The 25,866-nt window shown below is 74.5% G+C and carries 18 protein-coding genes; 3 read left to right on the forward strand and 15 right to left on the reverse strand.

The genetic code is table 11. From position 1 onward, the window contains the following. Positions 1 to 1,165 (reverse strand): serine/threonine-protein kinase (locus ABD823_RS26820; RefSeq protein WP_344864302.1); only part of this gene is annotated, 1,165 nt, incomplete at its 3' end. Between the two features lie 77 nt (positions 1,166 to 1,242). Beyond that, positions 1,243 to 1,947, reverse strand: coding sequence for a pyridoxamine 5'-phosphate oxidase family protein (locus ABD823_RS26825; protein WP_344864304.1), 705 nt, complete (start codon positions 1,945 to 1,947; stop codon positions 1,243 to 1,245). Positions 1,948 to 2,082: 135 nt separating this feature from the next. Here ABD823_RS26825 and ABD823_RS26830 point away from each other — a divergent pair, with 135 nt between their 5' ends. After that, positions 2,083 to 3,660, forward strand: a complete 1,578-nt coding sequence (locus ABD823_RS26830; protein ID WP_344864306.1) for an aminotransferase-like domain-containing protein — start codon at positions 2,083 to 2,085, stop codon at positions 3,658 to 3,660. A gap of 17 nt (positions 3,661 to 3,677) precedes the next feature. Further along, the gene (locus ABD823_RS26835) at positions 3,678 to 4,709 is read left to right on the forward strand and encodes a phosphotransferase family protein (protein ID WP_344864308.1); all 1,032 of its coding nucleotides are present in this window, start codon (positions 3,678 to 3,680) and stop codon (positions 4,707 to 4,709) included. Here ABD823_RS26835 and ABD823_RS26840 read toward each other — a convergent pair. The 13 genes from ABD823_RS26840 to ABD823_RS26905 all read right to left on the reverse strand — a co-directional run bounded on the left by ABD823_RS26840 (position 4,706) and on the right by ABD823_RS26905 (position 24,590). Then, the gene (locus ABD823_RS26840) at positions 4,706 to 5,098 is read right to left on the reverse strand and encodes a hypothetical protein (RefSeq protein ID WP_344864310.1); all 393 of its coding nucleotides are present in this window, start codon (positions 5,096 to 5,098) and stop codon (positions 4,706 to 4,708) included. The two genes, ABD823_RS26835 and ABD823_RS26840, sit on opposite strands and share 4 nt — an antisense overlap. Then, a complete protein-coding gene (locus tag ABD823_RS26845; RefSeq protein ID WP_344864312.1) occupies positions 5,095 to 8,514 on the reverse strand; it encodes a glycosyltransferase in 3,420 nt (1,139 codons plus the stop codon). The genes ABD823_RS26840 and ABD823_RS26845 overlap by 4 nt, the downstream gene beginning before the upstream one ends. Positions 8,515 to 8,714: 200 nt before the next feature. Beyond that, positions 8,715 to 9,812, reverse strand: a complete 1,098-nt coding sequence (locus ABD823_RS26850) for a glycoside hydrolase family 26 protein (protein WP_344864314.1) — start codon at positions 9,810 to 9,812, stop codon at positions 8,715 to 8,717. 155 nt (positions 9,813 to 9,967) lie between these two features. Then, the gene (locus ABD823_RS26855) at positions 9,968 to 11,227 is read right to left on the reverse strand and encodes a DegT/DnrJ/EryC1/StrS family aminotransferase (protein WP_344864316.1); all 1,260 of its coding nucleotides are present in this window, start codon (positions 11,225 to 11,227) and stop codon (positions 9,968 to 9,970) included. Further along, positions 11,224 to 12,315, reverse strand: a complete 1,092-nt coding sequence (locus tag ABD823_RS26860) for a GNAT family N-acetyltransferase (protein ID WP_344864318.1) — start codon at positions 12,313 to 12,315, stop codon at positions 11,224 to 11,226. The genes ABD823_RS26855 and ABD823_RS26860 overlap by 4 nt, the downstream gene beginning before the upstream one ends. Continuing rightward, entirely contained in the window at positions 12,312 to 13,223 is a 912-nt protein-coding gene (locus ABD823_RS26865; protein ID WP_344864320.1) for a glycosyltransferase, read from the reverse strand. The genes ABD823_RS26860 and ABD823_RS26865 overlap by 4 nt, the downstream gene beginning before the upstream one ends. Then, positions 13,220 to 15,571, reverse strand: a complete 2,352-nt coding sequence (locus ABD823_RS26870; RefSeq protein ID WP_344864322.1) for a lipopolysaccharide biosynthesis protein — start codon at positions 15,569 to 15,571, stop codon at positions 13,220 to 13,222. Before ABD823_RS26870 ends, ABD823_RS26865 begins: the two co-directional genes overlap by 4 nt. Further along, the gene (locus ABD823_RS26875; protein ID WP_344864324.1) at positions 15,568 to 16,401 is read right to left on the reverse strand and encodes a polysaccharide deacetylase family protein; all 834 of its coding nucleotides are present in this window, start codon (positions 16,399 to 16,401) and stop codon (positions 15,568 to 15,570) included. The genes ABD823_RS26870 and ABD823_RS26875 overlap by 4 nt, the downstream gene beginning before the upstream one ends. After that, positions 16,398 to 17,339 carry a glycosyltransferase family 2 protein gene (locus tag ABD823_RS26880; protein WP_344864326.1) on the reverse strand — a complete coding sequence of 314 codons (942 nt, stop codon included), beginning with the start codon at positions 17,337 to 17,339 and terminating at the stop codon, positions 16,398 to 16,400. The genes ABD823_RS26875 and ABD823_RS26880 overlap by 4 nt, the downstream gene beginning before the upstream one ends. 2 nt (positions 17,340 to 17,341) lie before the next feature. After that, a complete protein-coding gene (locus ABD823_RS26885) occupies positions 17,342 to 18,175 on the reverse strand; it encodes a glycosyltransferase family 2 protein (RefSeq protein ID WP_344864328.1) in 834 nt (277 codons plus the stop codon). 108 nt (positions 18,176 to 18,283) lie between these two features. Next, complete coding sequence (locus tag ABD823_RS26890) at positions 18,284 to 19,402, reverse strand: GNAT family N-acetyltransferase (protein ID WP_344864329.1); 1,119 nt, start codon at positions 19,400 to 19,402, stop codon at positions 18,284 to 18,286. A gap of 2,357 nt (positions 19,403 to 21,759) precedes the next feature. Further along, positions 21,760 to 23,577 carry a substrate-binding and VWA domain-containing protein gene (locus tag ABD823_RS26900; RefSeq protein WP_344864333.1) on the reverse strand — a complete coding sequence of 606 codons (1,818 nt, stop codon included), beginning with the start codon at positions 23,575 to 23,577 and terminating at the stop codon, positions 21,760 to 21,762. A gap of 278 nt (positions 23,578 to 23,855) precedes the next feature. Continuing rightward, positions 23,856 to 24,590, reverse strand: a complete 735-nt coding sequence (locus ABD823_RS26905; RefSeq protein WP_344864334.1) for a cation diffusion facilitator family transporter — start codon at positions 24,588 to 24,590, stop codon at positions 23,856 to 23,858. Between the two features lie 200 nt (positions 24,591 to 24,790). On the opposite strand from ABD823_RS26905, the gene ABD823_RS26910 reads away from it, so the two are divergent. After that, positions 24,791 to 25,594: a DUF4184 family protein gene (locus tag ABD823_RS26910; protein WP_344864336.1), complete on the forward strand. Its 804-nt coding sequence runs from the start codon at positions 24,791 to 24,793 to the stop codon at positions 25,592 to 25,594. Positions 25,595 to 25,866 lie beyond the last annotated feature (272 nt).

Raw genomic sequence — 25,866 nt, forward strand, 5'->3', positions numbered from 1 at the left:
GGGCCGGCCGGGGGGGGGGCGAGCCGGCGGGGGCCGACGGCGAGGGGCCCGCCGGGCCCGGCGAGCCCCCCGCCGCGGAGGGGGTGACGGACGGGGTCGCGGCGGCGACGACGCCGATGCGCTGCGGCTGGGCGGCCCGGTCGGCCGCCAGGACGTAGAGGCTGACGCCGCCGGCGACCAGCACCAGCCCGGCTCCGGCCGCGATCCCCGCGGACCTGCCGCGCAGACCCCGGAGCACGGTGCGCAGCAGCGTGGTCTGGAACAGGGAGGTCTCCGTCCCCGGGGCGTGGCCGCGCACCCGGAACAGCAGCGGGAGCAGCGCCGCCAGTGCCGCCAGCCGGGCCCGCCCCCGCTCCTCCCAGTCCTGCCCGTACGCGGCCGCCGCCGCGGCCTCCAGCTCGGCGACGAATCCCGCGGAGGTGGCCGGTCTGTCCTGCGGGTCCTTGGCCAGTCCCCGGGCCACCAGCCCCCGGAGCGGCTCGGGCACCTCCTCCACCGGGACCGGCGCGGTCGCGTGCTGGTGCATCAGCACCGCCCGGTCGGTCGCCCGGTACGGCCGGGTGCCGGTCAGGCACTCGAAGAAGACCGCGGTGGCGGCGTAGACGTCCGTGGCGGGGGAGGCGGGGGCGCCCGTCCACTGCTCGGGGGCCATGTACGGCGGCGTGCCCGCGGGCCTGTCCGCCTCCCCGGCCCGTACGGCGATGCCGAAGTCGACGAGCTTGCTGGTGCCGTCGGCCTGGACCAGCACGTTCTCCGGCTTGTAGTCCCGGTGCACCAGACCGGCGCCGTGCGCCGCGGCCAGCCCCAGCAGCGAGCCCTTGAGCACCGCGAGGGCGGCCTCCGGCCCGGTCGCGCCGTGCTCGCGGAGCAGCTCGCGCAGGGAGACGGCGTCCACCGCCTCCATCACGATCGCGGCGTTCCCGGCCTCCTCGACGTACTCGTAGAGCCGGGTCACATGCGGGTCGTCGAGCTCCACCAGCAGCCTGGCCTCGGCGCGGAACCGCGCCAGGAACCCGGGCTCGCCCCGGAGCCCCTCCGACAGGTATTTGACCGCGACCAGGGCGCCCGACCCGTCGTGCCGGGCGAGCACCACCCGTCCTCCACCGCCCGCACCGAGCTCGCGCAACTCGGTGTATCCGGGCACGCTCCATCCGCCGGCGGTCATCGCGCTCTCCAGGAGATCCGGGTCGGGGTCCTTCATATGGGACGTGCGCGCCCGGCGCCCGGTTTGCCGCAGGAACCTTACCTGGAGGCCAGATTTCGCTCGGCGATGTGCGCGGGGACGGGCAGATCCGCCGTCATCGCCGGGTCGGGCTCGGGCTCGCCCCACGTCACCCGGAGCGGCAGCACCCCCGCCCAGACCGGGAGCGCGTAGTCCTCCGCGTCGTCGACCGGAGGGCCCTGCCGCACCTTGACCGAGGCCTCGGCCAGGGAGAGGGCGAGCACCGCCGTCGCCGCGAGCTCCTTGCGGGTCGGCGGTCGCACGGCGTCCCACTGGCCGGGGGCGAGCTGCTCGGTGAGGGCGCGCAGCCCGGCCAGGCGCTCCTCGGGGTCGGTCACCAGGCGCGGCCGGCCGTAGATCATGGCCGAGCGGTAGTTGACCGAGTGGTGGAAGGCCGAGCGGGCCAGCACGACGCCGTCCACGTGGGTGACGGTGACGCAGACCTCGCAGCCGGCCCGCAGGGAGGTGGCGCCGGTGGAGCCGTGCAGGTAGAGGGTGTCGCCGATGCGGCCGTACCCCGTGGGCACGACCATCGGCACGCCGCCGGCCACGACGCCCAGGTGGCAGACGAGCCCGGCGTCCAGCACGGCGTACAGCTCCCGCCGGTCGGTGCGGGCCCGGTCCTTGGCGCGTCCGAGGGCGGTGCGGGGCGTGGCCGAGAGCGGCGGGGGCGGCGGCTCCTCGGACGGCCGGTCCGGCCGGAGCGGCGGGGGCACAGCGGGCATCGGAGACCCTCCAGCAGACGGCGGGGCGGTGGGAGGCCGGGTGGCCGGAGCGGGCCACCGGGGGCACGGCCCTAACCTAGGCAGGCAGTGGACACGGAGAACACGTCCACTTCCCACCGCTTCCGGGAGACCACTTTGCCCCCCATCCCCGTCGAACTGCCCCTGGCGGTGGACCGCGCCGCCCCGGCCTCCCTCACCGTCCAGCTCGGCGACCGCCTGCGCGAGGCCATCCGCGGCGGCGCCCTGGCGCCCGGCGAGAGGCTGCCCTCCACCCGTGCCCTGGCCCGCCAGCTCGCGGTCAGCCGGACCGTCGTCACCGACGCCTACCAGCAGCTCTACGCCGAGGGCTGGATCGAGGGCCGGCACGGCTCGGGCACCTACGTGGCCGACCTCGGGCCCTCCCGGCCCGGTCCGGGGAACGCCGGTCCCGGTGCGGGGCCGTCCGCCGTCCCCGCCGGAGGGCGGGCCCCCGCCGGGGGAGCGGCGGGCCGTACGGAGGGCGCCGCGCGGATCCGGGACGCCGGGCCGGGCGCGGCGCCCCCGGGACACGGGCTCCGGACGGCCGCGCCGGACGGCGCGTTCCAGGCGGACCGGCGCGACGGGCGAGGGCACGGCGGGCACGCCGGGAGCGGGCCGGACGGCGCGGCCGTGATCGACCTGCGGCCGGGCCGGCCCTGGGTGCGGGACTACGACGAGGCGGCCTGGCGGCGGGCCTGGCGCGCCGCCGCCGACCTGCCGCCGGGCGACGGCGTCGACCCCTGCGGCCTGCCGCGCCTGCGCGAGGCGCTGGCCCGGCACCTGCGCCGGGCCCGGACGGTCCCGGCGGGCCCGGAGAACATCATGATCACTCGGGGGACCGGCAGCGGCCTCGACCTGGTCGCCGCCACCGTCCTGCGCCCCGGCGACCGGGCGGGCGTGGAGGAGCCCGGCTGGCGCCGGGCCAGGAGCATCCTCGCCGCCCGGGGCGCCGAGATCGTCCCCTGCCCGGTGGACTCCGACGGCGTCGTCGTGGAGGAGCTCCCCGAGGACCTGCGCCTGCTCTACACCACCCCCGCCCACCAGTACCCCCTCGGCGGGCGGCTGCCCATCGCGCGCCGGGAGCGGCTGCTCGCCTGGGCCCGGCGGAGCGGGGCGGTGGTCGTGGAGGACGACTACGACGCCGAGTTCCGCTACGACGTCGCCCCGCTGCCCGCGCTGTACGGCCTGGACCCCGCCCGCGTGGTCCTGCTCGGCACCCTGTCCAAGTCCCTGTCCCCGGACGTCGGCGTCGGCTGGCTGGTCGCGGCCCCGGAGCTGCTGGAGGCCGTCGCCCGGACCCGCGCGGAGCTGGCCGACCGGACCAGCGGCCCGGCCCAGCAGGCGGTGGCCGTCCTGCTGGAGCGGGGCGACCTGGACCGGCATCTGCGCCGCATGCGGCGGGAGTACGCCCGGCGGCGGGCCGCGCTCGTGGCGGCGCTCGGCCCCCGGGTGACGGGGGACACCGCGGGGCTGCACGTCACGATCGAACTTCCCGGGCACGAGGTCGGCCCCCTGGTGGAGGCGGCCCGCGCCCGCGGCGTCCTGCTCGACACCGTGGAGCACCACCACCACGGGCCGCCCGGCCGGCACGGCCTCGTGGTCGGGTACGGCTCCGCCTCGCTGGCCCAGGTCCGGAGGGGAGCCGCGATCCTCGCCCGGCTCCTGGGGCCCGGACTGGCGGAGACGACAGAATAACGTTCTAATAGTGGGTCATGAGCATCCCTGGTATCGACCGGGCCCGACTGGTCGCGTGGATGGCCGCCCACGTCCCCGACGCGGGGGAGCCCACCGAGATCGCCCTCATCTCCGGCGGCCGGTCCAACCTGACCTACCGGATCGAGACGCCGGGCCGCCGCCTGGTCCTGCGCCGCCCGCCCCTCGGCCACGTCCTGCCCACCGCCCACGACATGCGCAGGGAGTGGCGGGTCATCTCCGCCCTCGCGCGGACCCCCGTCCCGGTGCCCGAACCGGTCGCCCTCTGCGCCGACGAGGACGTGATCGGCGCGCCCTTCTACCTGATGGGCCACGTCGAGGGCGAGGCGATCCGGGGCCGCGACCAGGCGGAGCTCTCCCCGCAGCAGGCCAGGGCGCTGTCGGAGCGGCTCGCCGAGGTGCTCGCCGCCATCCACACCGTGGACCACGCCGCGGTCGGCCTGGCGGACTTCGGCCGCCCGGAGGGGTACATGGCGCGCCAGCTGGAGCGCTGGGGGCAGCAGTGGCAGCGCTCGAAGACCCGCGAGCTCCCGGAGTACGACGCCCTCACCGCCCGGCTGCGCGAACGCCTCCCCGACCGGCCCGCCGCCGCGCTCGTGCACGGCGACTACCGCCTGGACAACACCCTGGTACGGCTGGCGCCCGGCGCGGAGCCGGAGATCCGGGCCGTGGTCGACTGGGAGATGTCCACCCTCGGCGACCCCCTCGCCGACCTCGGCCTCACCCTGACCTACTGGCAGGACCCCGGCACCGCCGACGGCGGCTCCCTCCCGGTGGCCGGCGACGTCACGCTCACCCCCGGCTTCCTCGACCCCAGGGGTTTCGCCGCCCACTACGCGAAGGCGTCCGGCACCGACCTGACCGACCTGGACTTCTATCTGGCCTTCGGCAACTTCAAACTCGCGGTCATCCTGGAGGGCATCCACGCCCGCTTCGTGCAGGGCAAGACCGTGGGCGAGGGCTTCGAGCACATCGGCGCCGCCGTGCCCCTGCTGGTCGCCCGGGCCCACCGGGCGCTGGACGGAGGCTAGGCGGAGTCCTTCGGGCGTGCCGCCTGACGGGCGCGGTAGGCGGTCAGCGGCACGCCCAGGGCGGCGACCGAGGTGATGGTGGCCAGCACCGTCAGCGCCCGGTACACCGTGAACGTGCCCGTCATGAAGAACGCCTCGCCGACCAGGATGCCGAGCGCGACGCTGAGGGCCACCGTGAGCGCCACGCTCTCCATGGCGTCCCCGGTGTGGTCGCGCGGGGCCAGCAGCGGCCGGAAGAGCGCCAGCACGGCGGCGCCCGGGCAGGTGAGCAGGTAGACCACCGTGACGGTGACGCGCAGCGGGGCCCCGCCGGGGGCCTGCGTCGCGACCAGCAGGGTCAGCCACCCGGAGGTGGCCAGCAGCAGCAGCGGCCAGCGGGCGTTGTTCATGGCTTCCTCGGGATCAGCTCGTAGACGGCGCCCCCGGAGTTCTCGACGAGCACCCGGAAGCGGTCCGACGCCTCGACCCCCTGGCGGATCCGGTCGACCGTCCCGCGGGGGAAGATTCCGGCGGTCTCGATGGCGGCCTTCTGCGCGCGGTTGAGCACCAGGTATGCCTTGGCGCCCTGCGGCACCTCCGACATCAGGCCGATCAGCGCCGGCACCGGGTCCTGCACCAGCTCCACCCGGGTCGGCACGTAGTCCGGCAGCCCGGGCACGGCCTCGCGCGAGCGCGGCAGCTCGTCCAGCCAGCTGTGCTGGTAGCGCTCGTAGTAGTCGTAGGCGGCCGGCAGGAAGAAGGTGGGCGCCACGATCAGGGAGCCCTCCGGCGCCACCCGGTGCACCTCGCGCACCAGGCGGACCTCGTCCCGGGTGAAGTAGTTCGCCTGCTCCTTGCCGTAGTTGCCGAAGAAGAAGCCCGTGACCATGAGCATGAGCACGACGGGCAGGACCAGCGTGCGGACGAACGCCCGCCGGGCCGGCAGGAACAGCGCGGCGGCCAGGAACGCGGTGAGCGGGAGCGTGAACAGGTAGATGCGGAAGAGGATCTCGCCGCCGTAGCTGCCCGCGGCCAGGAAGAGCAGCGGGCTCAGGCCGATCACGAGCAGGGGCAGGCCCGGCCGGCGCAGCCAGCGGCGGCGCAGGACGGCGCCGCCGACGGCGAGCAGCCACACCCCGCCCGACAGGGCGCGGTCGGCGTAGGCGACGATCACCTGTCCGGGGGCGGCCGTGCCGAGGGACAGCAGGCCGTCGTCCAGGTTGCCGCCGGCGTCGCCGAGCGACTCCACGATGTCGCTGAACCGGGCCTCCAGGAGCTGCCAGGCCGCCACCGCGTCCCACAGCAGCACGGTGAGGCCGGTCAGCAGCAGGATGCCCAGGTTGCGGTGGCGCCGCAGGACGAACAGGGCGGCCAGCGCCGCCACCAGCATGAGCGGGGTCAGCTGGTGGGAGGAGGCGATCGCGGCGATCGGCGCGAACAGCAGCAGCGCCCAGACCAGGCGCCGGCGCGTGCCGGAGACGGGGGGCGGCTCGGCCCCCAGGCCCTCGGGGTCCTCGCCGGCCCGGATCGGCCCGCGCCGGAAGCGCCGCACCACCACCACCAGCACGGTCAGGTAGAGGACCAGCGTGGTGGCCTGCGGGGAGAAGTAGTCCTGCCCGACCCAGGAGCAGGAGAAGTAGACCCAGACCGCGCCCCACACCAGCTGCCGGTTCCGGGTGACCGTACGGAACAGCAGCAGCAGCGGGAGCAGCATCGCGGTGTTGAAGACCGCGGGGCCCCACACCGCGATGCTGAGGGCGTCGGGCAGCCCGGCGGACTGCGTCATCATCGCGAAGAACGAGAAGAACCCGGGCCACTGGTGGTAGGCGGCCAGCGGGGTGATCTCGGGATCCGTCGCGCCGTGCCGGATCAGGTAGTCGATGACGGAGACGTGCTTCCACGCCCACGAGTAGCGCAGCGAGGGGTAGAGCAGCGCCGGGGTCGCGTGCAGCACCGCGATCAGCACCAGCGTGTATCCCGCGTGCCAGAGCTCCAGTGCCCTGCGGTCGCCGAGCAGCGCGACGAAACCGATGATCATGACCGCGACCGCGGCCCAGAACGTGGCGGGCAGGACCGTGATGAGGCCCAGGTCGGTCATCGCGTCGAGGTGGACCTCGCGCAGGGACAGGCCCCACAGCACGGCGGCGACCGGCAGCGCCGTCCGCGACAGGAACCACGTCCACTGGCCGGTCTCCCGGGGCGTGCCGTCGGCCCGGGTCGTGCGCAGCCGCCCGGCCACGTAGCCGGCGTTGGCCGCCACGATGCCCAGCAGCATCACCAGCAGGGCCTTGTAGCCCTTGACGTCCACCGGCCCGGTGAAGGTGACCGCACGGAACACCGCCCGGGGCAGCCCCTGCCTGATCGGGGCCAGGTGGGCCGCCAGTCCCTCCCACCCGGTGGTCCGCCGTGCGACCTCGGCCTGCGAGCGGCCCTCGGCGGCGCACCGGGACAGGAAGTAGGACAGCCTGGAGCGGCGCGCCGGCACGTCCAGCCGGACGACGGCCGAGGGCTCGTGGAGCAGCCGCGCCTGCGGCCGCAGGTCGAGCAGGCGGGAGCGGAGCTCGGTCTTCACCCCGCCGGCCGGTTCGGCGGCGACCTCGCCGGGCCGGTGGTCCGGCCCCTCGGGGAACCCGCCGGCCTCGGCCAGCGCCCGGCGGCGGAAGGACAGGGCGCCGCCGTACAGATCGTCGACAGGGTCGGTCCGGATGCGGGAGCCGGTGAACGGCACCCCCAGCACCCAGCCCAGCTCGGCGGGGAACCAGTCGGGCTTGCCGGCGCTCCAGCGCAGCGCCACCCGGCCGCGGACCGCGACCACCCCGGGGTCGGCGTAGGCGTCCAGCAGGGCCGCCGCCCAGCCCGGCTCGGGGGCGGAGTCGCCGTCGAGGAAGGCGACCACGTCGCTGCGCACCCGGGCCAGGCCGAGGTTGCGCACCGCGGCGGCGCCGACGGCCTCCTCCTCGTGGACCACCGTGACCTCGCCGGTCCCGCCGAGCTCGGCCTCGGCCCACGCGGCCAGTTCGGGGCAGCGGTCCACGACCAGGACGATCTCTTCGGGGGCCGGCTGCTGGGCGCGCAGCGCGTCGACCGTCACGGTCAGGCGGAACCGCGACTGCGCGGGACCGGCGGCGACGACGACCCCCAGGGACGGGAGGGTCGTCGCCGCGGCGCCGGGCGGGTCCTCGGACGGGGCGTCGTCCGGCCCGGCCGAAGGCTCCAGCCGCTCCTGCGGGGCCTGCCGGCGGGCGGGCGGCACCATCGGCGCCGGCACCCGCCAGGCGACGGTGGGGGCGCCGTCGCCGGTGTCGTCGCCGGTGAACGGCACGACGGCGACCGTCTCCGCGGAGGTCCGGTCCACGCCGTCCTCCGTGCCCGCGCCGCTTTCCGCACCCGCCTCCGTGCCCGCACCCGCCTCCGTGCCCGTGCCCGCCGCGTTCCCCGCGCCGGCCTCCGTGTCCGGTGCCGTGTCCGGTGCTGTGTCCGGGCCGCCTCCGTGCGCGTCCCGCCGCGCGGCGGCGTCCGGCCCCGCGTCCCCGGCCGGTCCGGCCTCCGTCGGGGCGCCGTGCCCCCCGGTCGCAGGCCGGCTCCTGTCGTCCGCTCCGCGGCCGGGCCGGGCCGCGGCCTCGAGGGCCTTGCCCGCCCGCCGGGCCGCCTTCTTGGCCTTCCTGCCCTTGGCGGTCCGGCCGGTCTTCCCGGTCTCCGCGGTCCCGCCGGTCTCCCCGGCCCCGGCCGGGCCGGGCCCGGAGGGGGCGGCCGCAGGAGAGGCCGGACGTCCCGTCGGGTGGGTGACCGCCTCGTCGATCACCTCTTCGGCCTGCCTGCCCTCCACGCGTGCCCTTCCCTGGGTAGTCGATGGGGGAGTTAAGTCGCTTGCCGACTTTACTCCGCGTGCCTTCGCTTTCGCCGTATCACCACGGGGGCCGCGCACGGCCCGTCCGCGTCACCACGGGACGGGCCGTGCACCGGCCCGTCCCGTGCCGCCGCGCGTGTTCCGCCCGCCGGGCGCGGCCCCGGCGCCGAACCCCGTCCTCAGGGGAGGGGCTGCTGGAAGTAGGGGTCCTTGCCCGCCTCGGAGAACGCCTCCAGGACACCGGAACCGGTGAGTGTGAAGTCGCACTTGTCCGCGTCGGTGTTGTTCCACTGGATGATCGCCTTGAGGTTGGGCATCTCCCGCATCGCCGCGGGGATGCCGCGGTACCAGTCGGCCCGGGCGGCGGGGTCACTGGCGTGGCTCTCCGTCCCGTACTCGGCGAGTATCAGCGGCTTGTGGGCGAAGCCGTTCTCCTGGAACCACTCGTAGGTGGGCTGCACGGTCTCCTCGAAATCCTGCCATCTCGCCCCGCGGCAGGTGGCGAAGTTGTACGGATCGAAGCTGATCCAGTCGACGTAGTCGTCGCCGGGGTAGTACGGCTTCCAGCGGTCGCGGAACGGGTAGTAGCCGGTGACGCCCCACACCCAGAGCGCGTTGTCCGCACCCGCCTGCCGGAAGCGGTCGACGATGCGCTTGTACGCCGCGATGTACTCCTGGGGGGTCTGGCCGCTCTCCTCGCGGTCCTTCTCCCCGTCGAAGCCGATCAGCACGGGCTTGCCGTACTCCTTGACCCGCTCGGCCTGGGCGTCGATCACCCGGTCCAGCTCGCCGCGGGCGATGGCGTGCCAGGGGATGTCCACGTCCCCCGCCCAGATCGACGACTCCCAGCCCATGAAGAGGATGCGCTCCTCGCCGAGCTCGCTCTCGTCGTCCCGGAAGAACCTGCCCGCGTCGGTCTCCGACATGTCGTGGTAGCTGATGACGATGTCGAGCTTGCGGCCGATCCGGGCCTCCATCGCCGTCACGTCGTCCACCAGGCCGCGCTCGGCGTCCGGCGGCACGTGCATCCCCCACCACGCCCCGCAGGGCGGCACCAGGTCGGAGGTCGGGACGCACGAGCGCGGGGTGGCCTGGTCCCCCGGCACGGTCGGCGACGGCGGGGCCGCGCTGCGCTCCACGGGGGCGGCGTACATGTAGACGACGGCGGTGATCGCGAGGGCGGCCACCAGGGCGGCCACCAGGGTGACGGGGATCCAGCGCGACGACGGGAGGCCCGCCTCGCGGCGGGCGTGCCGCCCCTTGCCGGGCATGGTCATCGGGTCCTCCGAACGTGCGGGTCCAGGGGACCGGCGGAAGCCGACATGGGGCGATCACTCTCCGGGCGCTCTGCTTGACTCATCAGCTCTCATGGATCATGGAGGGGGTGGGCTATGGTGAGCGTAAGGTCACGCTGCGCTGTCTTCGCCGGTCCTCACATCAGGGCCTCCGCTCCCTCCCCGGCGGGCGGGGGCACCGCGGCGACCGGGGGCGGCGGCGCCGGCCGGGCCCCCAGCCGGTCCAGCAGCACGGCGACGCGCCGCGCGCGGAGCGGGTCCACCGGGAGCACGTGCCGGGTCCACCAGCGCGCGATCTCCGGGGTCGGCCCGGGCGGCACCAGGTCGAGGTAGTCGTCCAGCGGCGGGTCGTAGACGAAGCCCGGGACCACGCCGTACCGCTCCAGCGCGGACAGGACCCCGTCGCGGTCGTCGACCATCAGCGGCACCCGCAGCAGCGGCCGCGGCGGCGCGGCGGCCACCCCCCGGGCCGCCCAGGGCAGGCCGCGCAGCAGCTCCACCCCCGCCACCCTGCGCTCCCGTTCCCGGTCGACCACCCGGAAGCGGGAACGCTGGTAACCGCGGAGCAGCGCGCCCTGCCGCATCCGCCAGTCGTCCAGGTCGATGCGGAGCCAGTACTGGAGCCCGTCGAGCCCCGCCGGTCCGCCGGCGCCGTCCGGTCCGTCCGCCCCGCCGGGCCCGGCGGGGCCGATCGGCCCCGCAGCGTCCAGGGCGGCCCGCAGCTCGTCGGCGCGGGGATCGCAGCGGTGGCCCGTCCACCGGATGACGCCGAGCGCCGTCAGCGTCCGCCACATCGGCCGGACCAGCCCGGTCCGGTAGACCGCCTCCCGCAGCATCGGGCGGAGCGTGCCGGACAGCTGCGCGCGCAGCCCCCCGTCGAGCAGGAGGCCGTCGCGCATGCGGGTCAGCCCGGGCAGCGCGGCGGGATCCTCCACCGTCAGGAACCCGCCGGACATCGCCCGGCCGTGCTTGGCGAGGCTGAACACGCCCGCGGTGCCGAACGTGCCCGCCGGCCGGCCGTCCACCGTCGTCAGCATGGCGTGCGCGGCGTCGTCGATCAGGACGAGGCCGCGGCGGTCGCACTCGGCGCGCAGCCGCACCACCCGGTCGGGCTGGCCGTACAGGTGGGTGGTGAGCACGCCCGCCAGGCCGGTCCAGTCGACCAGGTCCGCGTCGATGTTGCCGTCGTCGGCGCGGACCGGCGCCATGACCGGCCGCAGGCCCGCCGCCAGCGCGACGAACAGCACGGTCTCGCAGTTGGTCGGCGCGATCAGCACCCGGTCCCCGGGACCGAAGAAGCGGCGCAGGGCGAGGTACAGGCCGAACCGGGCCGAGGGCACGTGCAGGCACGCGACCCCGACCCGCTCGCTCATGATCGATTCGAGGGTGCGGCTCATCGCGCCCTCAACCGCTCGCGCAGCCTGCCGTACCGCTTCATGGCCCTGTCGGCCGCGCCGTACAGGGCCGGGGTGTCGAGGATGAACTGCCGCGCCCGGCGCACCGGCGTGTTGCGCAGCCAGTGCGCCGCCGCGCCCGCCGAGCGGCGCCGCACGCAGCCCTCACCGACCGGCTCGCCGCGGCTGCGCAGCGCCTCCTTGTACTCCGAGCCGGTCCCGATCCCCAGGTCCATCGAGTTCAGCCCGGCGGCGGCGGCCCCCTCGGCCATCCGCAGGTGCTGGATGAGGCCCGGGGAGTACTTGGCGAACTCCGGGTCGTAGGCCGGGAACCAGCCGATCAGGATCGTGTCCGAGCGGAGCCCGAAGTGCCCGGCGACCGGTCTGCCGTCGCAGTAGAGCATGGACAGCGGCCCGGCGAACTCCGGGGTGTCGATCGCGTACAGCCGCTCGACGAGCTCCACGACCCACGCCCTGCCGAACCGGTCGGGACGGCCCATCCGCTGGTACTGGGCCGACTTCCAGTCGCGCAGCAGGCGGAACTGCTCCTCGTCGCGGACCGCGAACTCGAAGGTGAGCCCGCCGGCGTCACGGCCGAGCTTGCGCTCCTTGTACAGGGTGGTCTTGAGGAACTTCGGCGAGCGCTCCTTCAGCTCCTCCAGGTAGGCCGCGTACCCGCGCGACAGGTCGAGGATCACCGACTCCTGGCTCAGCGTCTCGAACGGCTTGAACCACGGCTGCCCGTCGACCATGCAGCCGAACTCCCACACGTGCAGCCCGCAGGCCCGCAGCAGCGCCTCGGCGTCGAACTCCGCGCCGGGGGAGTGGACCACGCCCTGGCAGAGCGAGACCCAGGCGCCGATCGCGGTGCCGACGCCGCCGGAGTGCCGTTCGAACGGGAAGAACCCGACGGGCCCGTCCGACTCGGAGATCACCGCGACCCGGGCCTCGGCGCAGACCTCGCCCATCGCGACGGTGAACTCCGGGCTGAGGAAGGGGTTGCCCAGGCGCGGGGTCGCGTGCTGCATCTCGCGCCAGGCGTCGATCTCGGTCTTGCCCAGCTCGTCGGGGCGGATGACGTCGATGTTCATATGCCGCGCCCCATCTTGTGCAGACCGCCGACGATCGCCGGGGCGGGCATGCCCGCCGTCACGGCCAGCGCCAGGTAGGCGCGCGGCTCCCAGGGGCGCCGCCGTACGGCGCGGCCGATCCAGCGCAGGGCCTGCGCCGAGCGGCCCAGCGCCGCCTCGGCGAAGGCGATCTTGCCCGCGAGCTGGGCGTAGCCGCCCGGGGCCCGGCTGAACTCCGGGTAGCGCTCCAGCATCCAGCGGAGCGCAGAGGAGATCGTCTCGCTCGTCTCGACCACCGAGAAGTGCGAGGAGGTGTGGAGCCTGACCCGCACCCCCGTCTCCGGCACGTTGACGATCGGCCCGAACCTGGCGGCCCGCAGCAGCAGCTCGTAGTCCTCGCCGTAGCCGCCGGGCAGCTCCTCGCTGACCAGGCCGAAGCCGTTCACCATGGCGTCGCGGCGCATCAGGTAGGTGGACGGGTGCATGGACGGCAGCTGCTTGCGCAGCAGGTCGCGCAGCGTCACCTTCGACGTCGGCACCGACCTGGCGAAGGCCACCTTGTCGTTGAAGAGCTCGATGCCGCAGGTCGCGAAGTGGCCGTCGCCGAGCGCGGCCACCTGGGCGCGGAGCCGGTGCGGCAGCCACAGGTCGGTGTCGTCGCAGAAGGCGACCAGTTCGCCGTCGCCGAGCAGCACACCGGTGTTGCGCGCGCCGGCGATGCCGGGCTGCCGCGTGTTGGGCGTCACCACGACCCGGCGCCCGGACCTGACGGTCGCGAAGGACTCGTCGGGAGGGCTCTGGTCGAACACGGCGACGCAGGTGATGTCGCCCGGGTAGTCCTGGCCGAGGATCGAGTCGATCGTCTCCTGGAGGAGTCCGGTGCGATTGCGGGTCGGGATCACGACGGTGACCGCCGGCCAGTCGTTCACGGCAGGTCCTTTCCTGGAACTCGGGATTCATGGATGTCGGGGGTCCGGGCGCCGGGGGCGGGGACCCCGGGGCCGGAGAGCGGGGTGCGGGCCGGGGCGGACGCCCCGCCGGGCCCCGGGCGGCGCGCCGTACGGCGCGGCGGCGTCAGGGCGAGCACGCACAGGCAGAGCAGGACGGCCACCGAGGCGGTGAACGACTCGGCGGGCGCGAGCCAGAGCCCGGTCGTCGCCGCGAGCGCCAGCGGCCAGTGGACCCGCTCGTCGGGGTGGACGAGCCGCGCGGCGAGCAGCGCGGGCACCAGGCCCGCCACGGCCGCGGCGACCGGCGTCCACACCAGGAGCGGCGCGGGGTCGGTCAGCCCCATGGCGCGGGCGAGGAACGCGGGCAGGGCCAGCGGCCACCGCCCGTCGGCGGCCTCGCCGGTCGCCATCACCCGGGCGACCTCGGCGGCGTCGGCTCCGGCGGCGCCGGTCAGCGCCTCCGTGCCGTGCAGGCACAGTGCCACCGACAGCAGCTGCGCCCACAGCGTCCACGGCCGGCGGCGCATGGCCAGCTCGGCGGCCATGGCCACCGCCACCAGCGCGGCCCCGGCACCGGCCGCCGCGGACACGGGCAGGGGACCGGACCGGCCCGCCGCCACGGTGAGCACGACGATCACGACGCCCTCGGCGGTGATGAGCGGCGGCAGCAGGGTGCGGGTCCACTCCCACCACGGGAGCGCGAACCGGGCGCGCCGCCCCGGCGCCGCGGGCCGTACGCGCGGTGCGGGGGCCGCGGGCCGCGCGCGCCCGTTTCGGAGGGCGGACCCGTTCCGCCGCGCGGGCCGGGGGAACGGCTCCCGGCCGGCCGCGCCGTGCGGTGCACCCGCGGACGGCGCGGTGGACGGCTCGGTGGGCGGCGCTGCCGAGACGCGGGCGACGGTCGGCTGGCTGTCGACCGTGACGATCTTCATCACCAGGGTCGGGACGTCGTCCGGCGAGACGGCCCCGCCCGGCGGTGGCCCGGCCGGCGCCGCACCCCCCTTCCGCAGGACCCCGATCAGGCCCGGGACGGTGAGGGCGGCCACGGCCACCTGCGCGGCGAGCGTGCCCATGCCCACGCCGGTGATGCCGTACACCCGGAAGAAGACGAACGACAGGCCCACGACCAGGAAGCACAGCAGCGCCTGGATCAGCAGCAGGGCCCGCACCCGGCTGCGGGCGCGGAGCACGCCCAGGTAGATCTCGATGAGCGCGTGGGGGACCGAGGCGACCGCGAGCAGCCGGAGCACGTCCGCCCCGTGCTCGGCGTAGGACGCCCCCCAGCCCAGCCCGAGGACGAGCGGGGCGGCCAGCGCCGTCACCGCCACCGCGGGGACCAGCAGCATCATGGTCCGCCGCAGGGCCAGCCTGCACCGGCCGGCGAGCGCAGCCGGGTCCGCGGCTCCCTCGATGGTCAGGGAGATCGCCATGTTGAGCGCGAGCATGTCGAAGACGCCGACGAGGGTCACCGCCGCGCCGTAGTAGCCCGCCATGCGCGCGTCCACGCCTCCGGCCACCAGCGCGGGCACGAGGTAGACGCTGGCGAGGATGAGCAGCGTGCCGGGGAAGTCGCCGGCGAGGAAGCCGCCGATCCTGCGCAGCGGGGGCGGGGCGCGGTGGGCGCCGAGCCCGGCGGCCCGGGGCGCGAGCCTGTTGAAGATCGCGATGCTGACCGGCACGACGGTCACGGCCACCGGGATCGTCCAGGCCAGGAAGATCCCCGTGCCGGGGAAGGACGGGGCCAGCACGACCAGCAGGACGAGCTTCGCCACCCCGACGGCCACCCCGATCAGCGGCACCCAGGGCGCCCTGCCCAGCGCGGTGAGCACCACGTCCTGCAGGGTGAACACGCACCACAGCACGACCGCCAGCAGGAACCAGGCCGCGGGCGCGGGGTGGGCCAGGCCGCCGAAGTTGGCGCCCCACACCGGGAGCGTGGCCAGGAAGACCCCCGTCGCGGCCGCCGCCGCGCCGCCGCCCGCCAGGTAGGCGGCGGCGACCAGCCGGCCCGTCGCCCGGCCGCCCTCCGGCAGGAACCGGGTGAGCGCACCGGTGAGCCCGAAGGCGGTGAGCGCCGAGAGCAGGCGCATCGCGGAGATCAGCGCGAAACCGCGGCCGTAGTCGGCGTCGCTGTAGAAACGCGCGGCCACCGTCCAGTACGCCAGTCCGAGAAGGCCCGCCGCGCCGGCGTTGACGATCAGCGAGTAGGCGTTGCGGAGCAGGGGGTCGTTCAGATCCTTGGGGAGGCGGTCGCGCAGGGCGGCCAGCGACCCTCGCCGTCGCTGCGCCCCGGGCGGGCTCTCGACCGGCAGGCTCGTGTCAGTCACCGCCCATTACCTGCCCCGCTCACCTGTCCCGCCCCGGCCGCGGCGCCGATCCGGCGCAGGCCGTAGCGCGTGCGCCGTACGACTGCGTATCCCTTGGTCAGGACCCGCTCGCGCAGGTAGAGCAGGGGGAGCCCCCGCCCGTGGACGGCCCTGAGGAACTTCTCCGGCACGGTCTGCTCCGTGACGGTCAGGCGGGGCAGCGCGAACGGCTCGTCGCCCGCCTCGAAGGCGTCGTTGGCCACCGCGCACGCGGTCCGGTAGCCCGCCTGCCGCACCTGGCGGCGGACCCGCGCGCTGGAGTAGCCGTAGGGGTAGGCCATGGTGGTCACCGGGCGGCCGATGCGGTCCTCGAGCAGCTCCTTGTTCCTGCGCAGCTCGTCGCGGAGCGGCCCGTCGGGGAGCTGGTCGAGCTGCGGGTGGCTGTGGCTGTGCCCGCCGATCTCGATCCCGCAGGAGACCGCCTCGGCGATCTGGCTCCAGGAGAGCGTGGGCCCCAGCCTCCGCCCGGCGGCCTCGGCCCCGGCGTCCCGGATCCAGCCGGTGGTGACGAAGACCGTCGCGGGATAGCCGTACCGGGTGAGCAGGGGAAGCGCCTCGGTGTGGAAGTCGTCGTACCCGTCGTCGAAGGTGATCGCCACCGGTCGCTCGGGGAGCGGGCCGGCCCGGTTCACCCCGGCGACCAGGTCGGACAGGGTCATCGGGGTGAAGCCGTGCTCCCGGAGCAGTTCGAGCTGCTCGGCGAAGCGCGCCGGCGAGACCGCGAGCGGCCGGGTCTCCTCGGTCGGCCGCTCGCTCACCGCGTGGTACATCAGGATCGGAACGCGTGTCATGACCGCCCCAGCCTCAGCCGCGCCGTGCCCAGCGCGTAGCCCCAGCCGGTCCAGGCCAGGCCGGTCACGATGGCGGCGGCCCGGCCCAGCCCCGCAAGGTCGCCGGTCAGGGCCGCGCCGACCCCGCGCAGAACTCCGGCGGGCAGGGTCCTGGTCGCGTACGCCCGCTCGCTGGACAGGCCGTCCCTGCTGCCGACGCTGGAGGCCACCAGCGCCTTGGACAGGCCCTCGGCGTAGCAGCGGGACCGGAAGTAGGCGAACCGCGCCCGCTGCGCGGAGACCTTGTGACCGATCACCGCGGTGGGCTGGAACAGCATCACCGTTCCCGGGAGCCGCTGGGACAGCCGGATGCAGAACTCCGTCTCCTCGCAGCCGAGCGGGCGGCTCCTGCGGCCCTGCACGCTGCGCCCGATGCCGGTGTGGAATCCCCCGACCTCGGCCACGACGTGCCTGCGGAAGGCGGCGTTGCCGCCCATGACGTTGCGGATCGGAGCCTGGACCGTGGGCATGCCCACGTAGGTGCACCCCACGGTCCAGTCGAACTCGGGCGGGAACCAGCGCGGACGCCGGCCCGTCGCCCACAGCGGCCTGGTCAGCCCGCCCACCCCCACGACGGACGGGTCCTGGAAGCCCTCCTCCAAAGCCTCCAGCCAACCGGGCTCCGCCACCGCGTCGTCGTCCAGGTACGCCACGATGTCGCCCGAGGCGGCCTGCGCACCGGTGTTCTTGCCACCGGACAGTCCCTTCTCGTGCGCGTTCTCGACCACGACGGCGTCGGGGTACTCCCGCTTCAGGCGCAGGTGCAGCTCCGGGTTGTGGTCGACGACCAGGATGACCTCGTGCGGCGTGCGCCGCTGCCGTTCGACCGACGCGACGGCCTCACGGATGTCCTCCCAGCGCTCTTCCGTGTATACGCAGATGACGACGCTGCTTCTCATGGTCAGGCGGCACCCTGGTCCGCTGCGGGGGCGGTGGTCCTCGGCTCGGGCAGCTGGGCGGCGGGACGGCCGCGCCACTCCCGGAAGATCGTCCGGAGCACCCGGAGGCCGTCGCGGACCGCGTGGAGGTTGCTCTCCCCGTGGATGCGGCAGCGCTCGTGGCTGGGCACCTCGTGGATCTTCAGTCCGGCCTTGGCGGCCCGGATGTTCATCAGGGTCTCCACCTCGAAGCCCTCGCAGTCGACGTTGAGGACGTCCAGGTGGCGGGCCCAGAAGGCGTTGTAGCCGTAGCACAGGTCGCTGTACTGGGTGCCGTAGATCCGGTTCACCAGGCCGGTCAGGACCTTGTTGCCCAGCGTCCGGGTGAAGGTGAGGTCGTCGCTTCCGCCACCGGAGGCGTAGCGCGAGCCCTTGACGAAGTCGGCGCCCGCCACCAGGGCGCTCACGAAGTGGATGATCTCCCGGCCGTCGGTGGAGCCGTCGGCGTCGATCATCACGATGATGTCGCCGGTGCAGGCGGCGAAGCCCGCGGCCAGCGCGTCACCCTTGCCCTTGCCGGTCTGGGTGACCACCCGGACGTTGGGACGGAGCCGCTTGGCGACGGCGACCGTGTCGTCCACCGAGTTCCCGTCCACCAGGATGATCTCGTCGATCCACTGCGGGAGCGTGGCGAAGACGTGCGGGAGGTTCTCCGCCTCGTTCATCGCCGGCACGACGACGCTCACGGTGGGCGAGATGGCCATGTGCGGGGTCAGAGGGGTGAACCGCTCGAGCGGTGGGATGGAGCGGAGTATGCCGTTCGGCTTGACGGTCGGCCTGATGGTTTCAGAGTTCATGATGACGGATGGTCCTTCCGCACGCCCGTTCCCGGCACGAGACGAGGACGGGCGCAACTGAGAGTGAGAGAGCTGTCACATCGGGAATCTGGTGGCAGTGAGGAATGGTTACCGTGTCCGCGTCGGCCGCTGCGAGCGGAAACGCGGCCGGAGGCGTGATTTTGCCCGTCCGTAGGTCTTGAGCAGGCGGTCGGCCGCCCGGAAGAGCCGGGGATCGTCCACGACGGTGGTGCGGAGCCTGCTGAGGGGCACCCTGCCGACCCACTGCACGGCGGCGGTGGGGGACGGGCGCGCGACGCGGGCCTCGGCGACCATCACGACGCCGGTCTTCAGCCAGTCCTTGTACTCGCGGTCGCCCTTGCCCATGTCGACCTGGTGCAGGCCCGCCGCGGCGGCGTGCTCGGCCAGGTGGAGGTGGTGCATGATGCCGGGCGAGTAGGGCGCGTAGGCCGGGTCGTAGGCCGGGAACCAGCCGACGAGGGTCTGCGCGGTGCGCAGGCCGAAATGGCCGGCGACGGGGGTGTCCCCGGCGTAGAGCATGGTCAGGACTCCGGCGAAGTCCTCCGAGCGGCAGGCGTGCATCTCCTCGACGAGCCGGACGATCCAGGGCTGGGCGAAGCGGTCGACCCGCCCGGTCCGCTGGTACTGGTCGGACTTCCAGCGCAGGAGCGTGTGCAGGCCCGAGACGTCGGCGGAGGCCCACTCGAACCGGACCTCGCCCTGCTCGCGGCCGAGCTTGCGCTCCTTGTAGCGGACGGTCTTGTAGTTCTTCGGCGAGGCGGCCCGCACCTGCTCGACGTAGGCCTCGAAACCGGAGCCGAGATCCATCAGGGGGGCCGGCCGCACGTCCGTCTCGTACGGGGCGAACGTGGGCTGGCCCGCGACCAGGTAGTCGAAGTCGATGACCGACAGCCGGCAGGCCTTGAGCAGCTCGCGTGCGTCGATCTTGAGCTCGGGGGTCGAGACCACCCCGTGGCAGGTGACGAGGAAGCCGCCCAGCGGCCTGCCGACGCCGAAGGCGTGCCGTTCGTGGGGGAAGAAGCCGGCGATCGCGCCGCCGTCCTCGATCACGGCGACCCGGACGCGGTCGCGCAGCCTTCCCATGGCCAGTGTGAAGTCCACCGAGAGGAACGGGTTGTCGAGGGCGGGAGAGCTCTTCTGGATCTCGCGCCAGCGAGTGATCTCCTGCTCGCCCAGCTCCCCAGGACGTACGACAGTGATCTTCACCCTGATCTAGCCCCCCTGTTCGGCCCGCAGGCCTTCGTCGCCCCGGTACAACGTGCGCAGCACCCACAAGAACGCTCCCACAACCGCGATCGTCGCCACTCCGGCTCGTGGCGACCATGCGTCAAAAGAGAGCATGGCTAAGGCAAGGAGTGTGTTAACAGCGACACTTGCCATGATCCCGACGGTTATCACTCTGAGAAGGTCACGATCGCGCAACACTCCGATTAGTGCGATAGCGGGAGTAAGCAGAAGAAACAGAAGTACCAGGACTGAGCGGTGGAAACCTTCCACTCCGGCGAGCGCGAACCCCGCTCCCGCCGCGCATGCGAGGGCGAGCGCTCCTCGGAGCGCCCCGCGGATGATCGACATTCCCGGGCTCCTGGACTGATAGGGCATGGCTGGCCGCCACTTCATGTGACCAACCGTCCATCAGGGCCGTCAATGGCGACGTTTGCCATGAGCCCATGGTTTACCCAATTGCTAAGAGATGTCGCGAAGTCGTTCAGCCGCAGGTCAGAAAATCAGGCTGTCTCCGGACCGGAACCGGGATCCGGGGTAGAAGGATCCGGTTCGGGCGCAGGTGTCGGATCAGGGGCCGGCTCGGAGTCCTCGGGCGCCGCACCCTCCCAGGAGACGGCGCAGGTGAAGCCGCCTGCCGCCGACCGGAACACGATCCGCCCGGACCCGCCCTCCGCGGGATCGGCCGCGGCCACCTGGATCACCGCCCCGGCGCCGGCCTTGAGCCGCCCGCTCCGGGGGTGCACGACCAGCCCGCCCGAGACGGTCGCCGACCAGGAGAGCGCGGCGCCCCGGGCGGTCAGCCGGATCCGCCCCGCACCCGTGCCAGTCGGATCGTAGCCATGTCGTTCTGTGAGCCAAGGAGTTGGGGGGGGGGCCGGGCGTCCGGGCGGCGGGGGCGCGGGTGGCGGTCCGGCCGCCGGCCCCGGTCGCCGGACGGGGCGCCGCCGGGCGGGCCGCGCTGGGGACGGGCGCGGGAGGCGTGCTCCGGGCGGGGCCGGGCGGTTCCGGGGCGTCCGGCGCGCCCGTGTCCTCGGCGTCCGGCCCGGTCTCCGGTTCGGAGGCGTCCTGCGGCGGCGCGGTCCGCGCGGGCGCCGGTGCGGAGACGACCAGCGCGGGCTCCGGCTCCGGCGCGGCACCGGCCCGCTCGGACGCCCCCCGGCCGGTCCCCTGCCCGGTGAGCGCGATCACGCCCCCCGTCGCGGCCAGTACGCACACCGCCGCCGCGATCACGGGTACGGGCCGGCCCGTCCGCCTGCCCTGCCGCCTCGCCCGCCTCCTCCGGGGACCGGGCGAGGCCGTGCCGCCCCGTCCCGCCGCGACCGGGAAGCCGTCCCGGTCGAAACGGCCGCCCGCGCCGACGGCGGGGGCGCGGGCGCCGGCGAGCCCGGGGTTCACGCAGGTCTCGACGACCCGGCGGCGGAGGGAGAGCGGCAGGAAGGCCACGGGGACCAGGTCGAGCAGCCGCCCCGCCGCGACGTGCCGGTCCCGCAGTCCGGAGCAGACCTCGCAGCGGGCGATGTGGGCCGCGAGCCGTCTGCGCAGCAGCGGGGTCAGCGGCCCCTCCCACGAGTCGACCATCGCCGACAGGTCCGGGCAGTGCGCCCGGCCGATCCTGGCCAGCACGGCCGCCGCGGCGGCGTTCTCCACGTGGGCGCGGGCCCGGCCGAGCCGGGTCGCGGCCTGCCGGGAGCTCAGGCCGAGCACCGCGCCGACCTCGCCGGAGCCGAGGCCGTGCCGGAGCGACAGCTCCAGCACCTCCCGCTCCTGTCCGCCCAGCTCCGCCAGCACCTCGTGCACCAGGACGGCCAGCTCCCGCCGGTGCGGATCACCGTACTCGTCGTCGGGGCCGTCGCCGACCGGGGCGGGCGCCGCGCCGCGCCCGCCCCGGGCCCCGGCGGCGCACCGGGCGCGGACCAGCGCGTACAGCCAGGGGCGCAGCCGCCCGGCGTCCCGCAGCCGGTCCGCGCAGCCGTACGCGACCACGAGGGCGTCGTGCACGGCGTCCGCCGCGTCGTCGGCGTCGGCCGCCAGCGAGCAGGCGTAGTCGTAGAGGCGCTCGGCGTAGGCGTCGAAGAGGCGCGCGGGCGCCTGGGCGTCGGCACGCCGGAGCGCCTCCGCGATTCGCTGGTCGTCGCTCCGGCCGACGGTCGGCCATCCGGGCACGGACACTCCTCCCCGATGCGGACGGGCTCGTTCACGGGTCACACCCGAGTCCCCACGCGAGTGGGACGCCACCCCTTCGCGGGAGGTTGCCCTGATATGCCGACCAGGTATGACCTGGGATAGAAGGGACGGACGGTGCCCGTGGGGCACCGCCCGTCGCGAGAGGAGGGAGGTCAGCAGTGGGGCGAGCAGAGGCGGCGCGACATGCCCTCCAGGAAGACCTTGCGGATCTCCAGGATGTCGTTGACGATGTAGGCGTCGCCGTTGGTCGCCTTGGCGACGGCCTCCATCTGGCGCTTGCCCTTCGGCGCGTCGGGCCCGAAGGCGATGATCAGGATGCTGATCGGCTTCTCCGGGTCGAACTCCTTCTCGAGGAACCGCAGGAGCTCCTGGTTGCTCATCCCGCCGTCCGGGTCGTCGTTGCCGGCGCCGTCCGTCATGACGAGGATCGTGTTGATCTTGTCGGCCTTGTAGCCTTCCTTCATCATCCGGTAGGCGGCGGCGAGGGAGTCGTTGAGCCCGGTGTCGCCGGTGGCCCTGGCCCGGATCCCGAGCAGCTTCTGGTTGAGCAGGTCCCGGCGGAGGACGCCGTTCACGTTCTCGGTCAGCGGGCCGACGGAGACGAGCTCGCGGTAGTCGACCCCCCGGCCGTCGAGATGGGTGGAGAACTCCCACAGGCCCATCTCGCTGCTGTTCGGGAACGGCTTCATGCCCTCGATGGAGATCTTCGAGATCGCCTGCATCCGGGTCATGCCGGTCCCCGGGATCGGGTACGCCATGGTGCCGGAGACGTCCAGCAGCGTGACCAGCCGGGTGCCGAGGTTGATCCGCGACCACGACTGCGCCATGCGTGCCACGGTCTTGGCGTCGGGCGTCGGCAGCGCCTCCGGCGCCTCGGCCCGGAAGCCGTCCGTGTCGGAGATCGCCTTGCCGCCCTTGCCGTCGGGGGTGCGGAAACCCTGGTCCTGGAGGGTCTTCTGGGCGGCGGCCGTGCCGAGCTCCTTGACGAACGCCTCGGCCACCTCGCGGGCGCCGGCGTCCTCGGTGGTGATCACCGCGGGGTAGTCGAGGTTGAAGGTGCCCTCGGCCGGATAGAGGGGGACGGCCGGGACCTCGGGCTTCTTGGTGCTGTTGAACGCCCACACGCCCTGCTCGGAGGAGACGCCCAGCGGGATGCGGGTGCCCTTCACGCTCAGGCTGGACAGCAGCGCGTTCTGGTCCTTGACGGTCGAGCCGGACAGCGTCTTCATCGCGCCGACCAGCTGCTGCTCGCCCGCTCCCGCGGTGGTGGCCACCGCGGAGGCGGCCAGCAGCGCGCCGAGCCCGGCGGCGTTGAGCGCGGGGTCCAGCGTGAGCACCCGCACCTTGCGGCCGGGGCCGTCCACGTTGGCGGCGTTCGTGGCGTCGATCATGCCGGCCCAGCTGGCGTCGCCGAGGCTCCTGCGCAGGTTCGCCACCACGGAGCCGGAAGCCGCCAGCACGACGGGGGACTGGGCGACGGAGACGATGGGGGCGGGGACGTCCGGGTTCTTCGACCGCGCGGTCGTCACCCAGAGGCTGGAGTCCGGGATCCACAGGTCCATCGCGCCGACCTTGCCGCCGCTCCCGCTCAGCCCGGCGGCCACGGTCGAGGAGGCGGCCTTGGCCACCTTGATGCTCGCGCACCCGCCGCCGACGTCGTGGCCGGCCTTGTTGAAGCGCTCGGCGATCTGGGAGACGGCGAGGTGGATGTCGGGGGAGGCGGTGACCCGGAGCTCCGCCGCGTCCCCGGAGCACCCCCGGTCACGATTGATGATCACAAAGGCGGCGACGCCGAGCAGCACGGCGAGGGCGACCGATCCCGCGAGCGGGACCAGCACCTTCCCCCGTCCGCCGCGTCGCCGCCGGGACGGCTCGCGGTAGGAGGCGTAGCCGTCGTCGAGTTCATCCGTCCGGTGACGTCCGCCCACGATGCCCTCTTCGATGTCGATGTCCTGAAGCCAGCGGGCCACCCTAGCGGGAGGTAAACCGCAATATTCACGGAACTGTACTGGGAACACTTACCGTGGCAAAACACCTGTTTTGGTGCGATCATCACTTTACGTGATCGCGCTGATCTTCTGCGTTCGGCGAGGCGGGGACGCATCCGCACTGCTCAGCGCGCGGGTGGGCCGGAAACCGCTCGGGCGGGGCGGGTCCGGCGGTGGTCCCGGCAGCGAGCCCGGCAGCGAGCCCGGCAACGGGCCCGTCGGTGGGCCGGGGGCGGTCTCAGCGGGGGTCCGGCGGCGGCTCAGTGGCAGCAGGAGTGCCCGCGCCAGGTGCGCAGGCCCTCCCGTACGGCCACCGCCGCCAGGAGGGCGGCCATCGCCGGATCGGCCCACCACCAGCCGGCGCCGTTGAGCGCGAGACCGGCCAGCACGCCCCCGGCCAGCAGGGCGCACATGAGGTTCTGGGTGCCCTCGCCCGCGGTGGCCGCCGAGTGCAGCCGGGCGCCGAGCCGGCGCTTGGCCAGGCCCAGCAGCGGCATGCTCACCAGGCTGACCGCCGTCACCGCGATGCCGAGGACGCTGGTGGCCGCCCGGTGCCCGGCGTCCAGGTCGTGCGCCACGTGGACCAGGAGGTAGGGGGCGAGCAGCCAGAAGCTGACCGCCACCGCCTTGCGGGCCCGTTCCTCGGCGTCCGCCGAGCGCATCCGGGTCCCGGAGAACCGCCAGACCACGATGAGGCTGGCGAGCGCCTCCACCAGCGACCACACGCCCCAGCCGATCAGCGCGACCGAGTGGGCGCGCAGTCCGGCGGCGATGCCGATCAGGCTCTCGGCGCCCAGCCAGGCCAGGGTGACCAGGGAGAGCGTGCGCGCCCTGCGGGCGTCGCGCAGCCACGCGCCGCCGCGCGCCGCACCGGCCGTCAGGGGCGCGCCGTCCGCTCCCCGGGCCGTGTCCGCGGCGCACGTCCCGTACGCCTCCGGAGGCTCACCCGCCTCACCGGCCCCGAACGCCCCGGAAGTCTCCGGTACCTCGTGCACCGGCCGGGCGGGACCGCCCGCACGCCCCGTGGAGGTCTGCGCGGTCCCGGGCCGCCCCGCTCTGCGCTCCACCTCGGCACCCCCTGGCTCCCCTTGACGGTGGGCAACCGTCATGTCACGGAACGTTACATCACGGCGGCCTCGCGGGTTCCGGGGAGCGGCGTAGGCTCGGCGGGTCCACCCGACGCCAGAGGAGATCCGTGCCGTTCACACCCAGCCACGTCGCCGCCGTACTGCCGCTGATCTCCTCAGCCAGGGCCCGCCGGGTGCTCGACCCCTGGGCCCTGGCGCTGGGCGCGATGGTCCCCGACCTGCCGATCTTCCTGCCCTTCTTGCCCGACTACCCGATCTGGCACTCCGTGCAGGGGGCGTTCACCCTCGACCTCGCCGCGGTCCTGCTGCTCGCCGTGCTCTTCCACGCCCTGCTGAGGGACCCGCTGACCGCTCTCCTGCCGCCCGCCCTCGCCGCCCGCGCCGCGGCCCTGGCCCCCGGCGGGTACGGCCTGCGCCGGTTGCCCGCGGTGGCCGCCGGCGGCGTGGCCGGGACCCTCACCCACCTGTTCTGGGACTCCTTCACCCACTCCTACAGCTCCGGCCTGTGGGGCTGGGCGTGGCTGGACGTCCGGGCGGCCGGGCTCGTCCCCGTCTTCCGCGTGCTGCAGTACCTGTCCACGGCGGTGGGCCTGGTGGCCGTGCTCTGGTGGGCTCGGCGCGGGCTCTCCCGGATGGAGCCGCGGGCGCTGCCGGAGCGTCTGGTGCTCCCCCGGGCGGTCCGGCACGGCGTCCTGGCGGCGGCGGCCGCGGCCACCGCGCTGGGCGGGCTGCTCTGGCCGGTGTTCTTCTCACCGGCGGGCTGGGCGCAGACGGGCACCCGGGTGGGGACCGGCGCGGTGGTGGGCTGCTCGGTGCTGCTGCTCTGCTACGCGGCGGTGTGGTGGCCCGCCGGCCGCCGCCTCCGCGGAACGATCCGCGCCGAGGTCCGCGGAGGCGGCGGCCGGGGGTGACCGTCCGGCGGTGACCGGTCCGCCGCCCGCTCCGCGCGGCCGTTCCCCGCCTGGGGAGGATTGGGGGTGATCGGCCGGGGTATGCCCCGCCCGCCCGTATCCCCTGACACCTCCCACGGAGAGGGCGATGACGACCTACCGGCAACCCCCCCAGGAACCGCTGACCTCGCCGTTGGCCCCGGTGCACCGCCGCCGCACGGGCTCCGTGATCGTCTCCTGGCTGACCTCCACCGACCACAAGGTGATCGGCTACCTCTACCTGATCACCTCGT

Origin of the sequence: Planomonospora alba (genome assembly GCF_039534085.1) — a bacterium.
Taxonomy (GTDB): Bacteria; Actinomycetota; Actinomycetes; order Streptosporangiales; family Streptosporangiaceae; genus Planomonospora_B; species Planomonospora_B alba.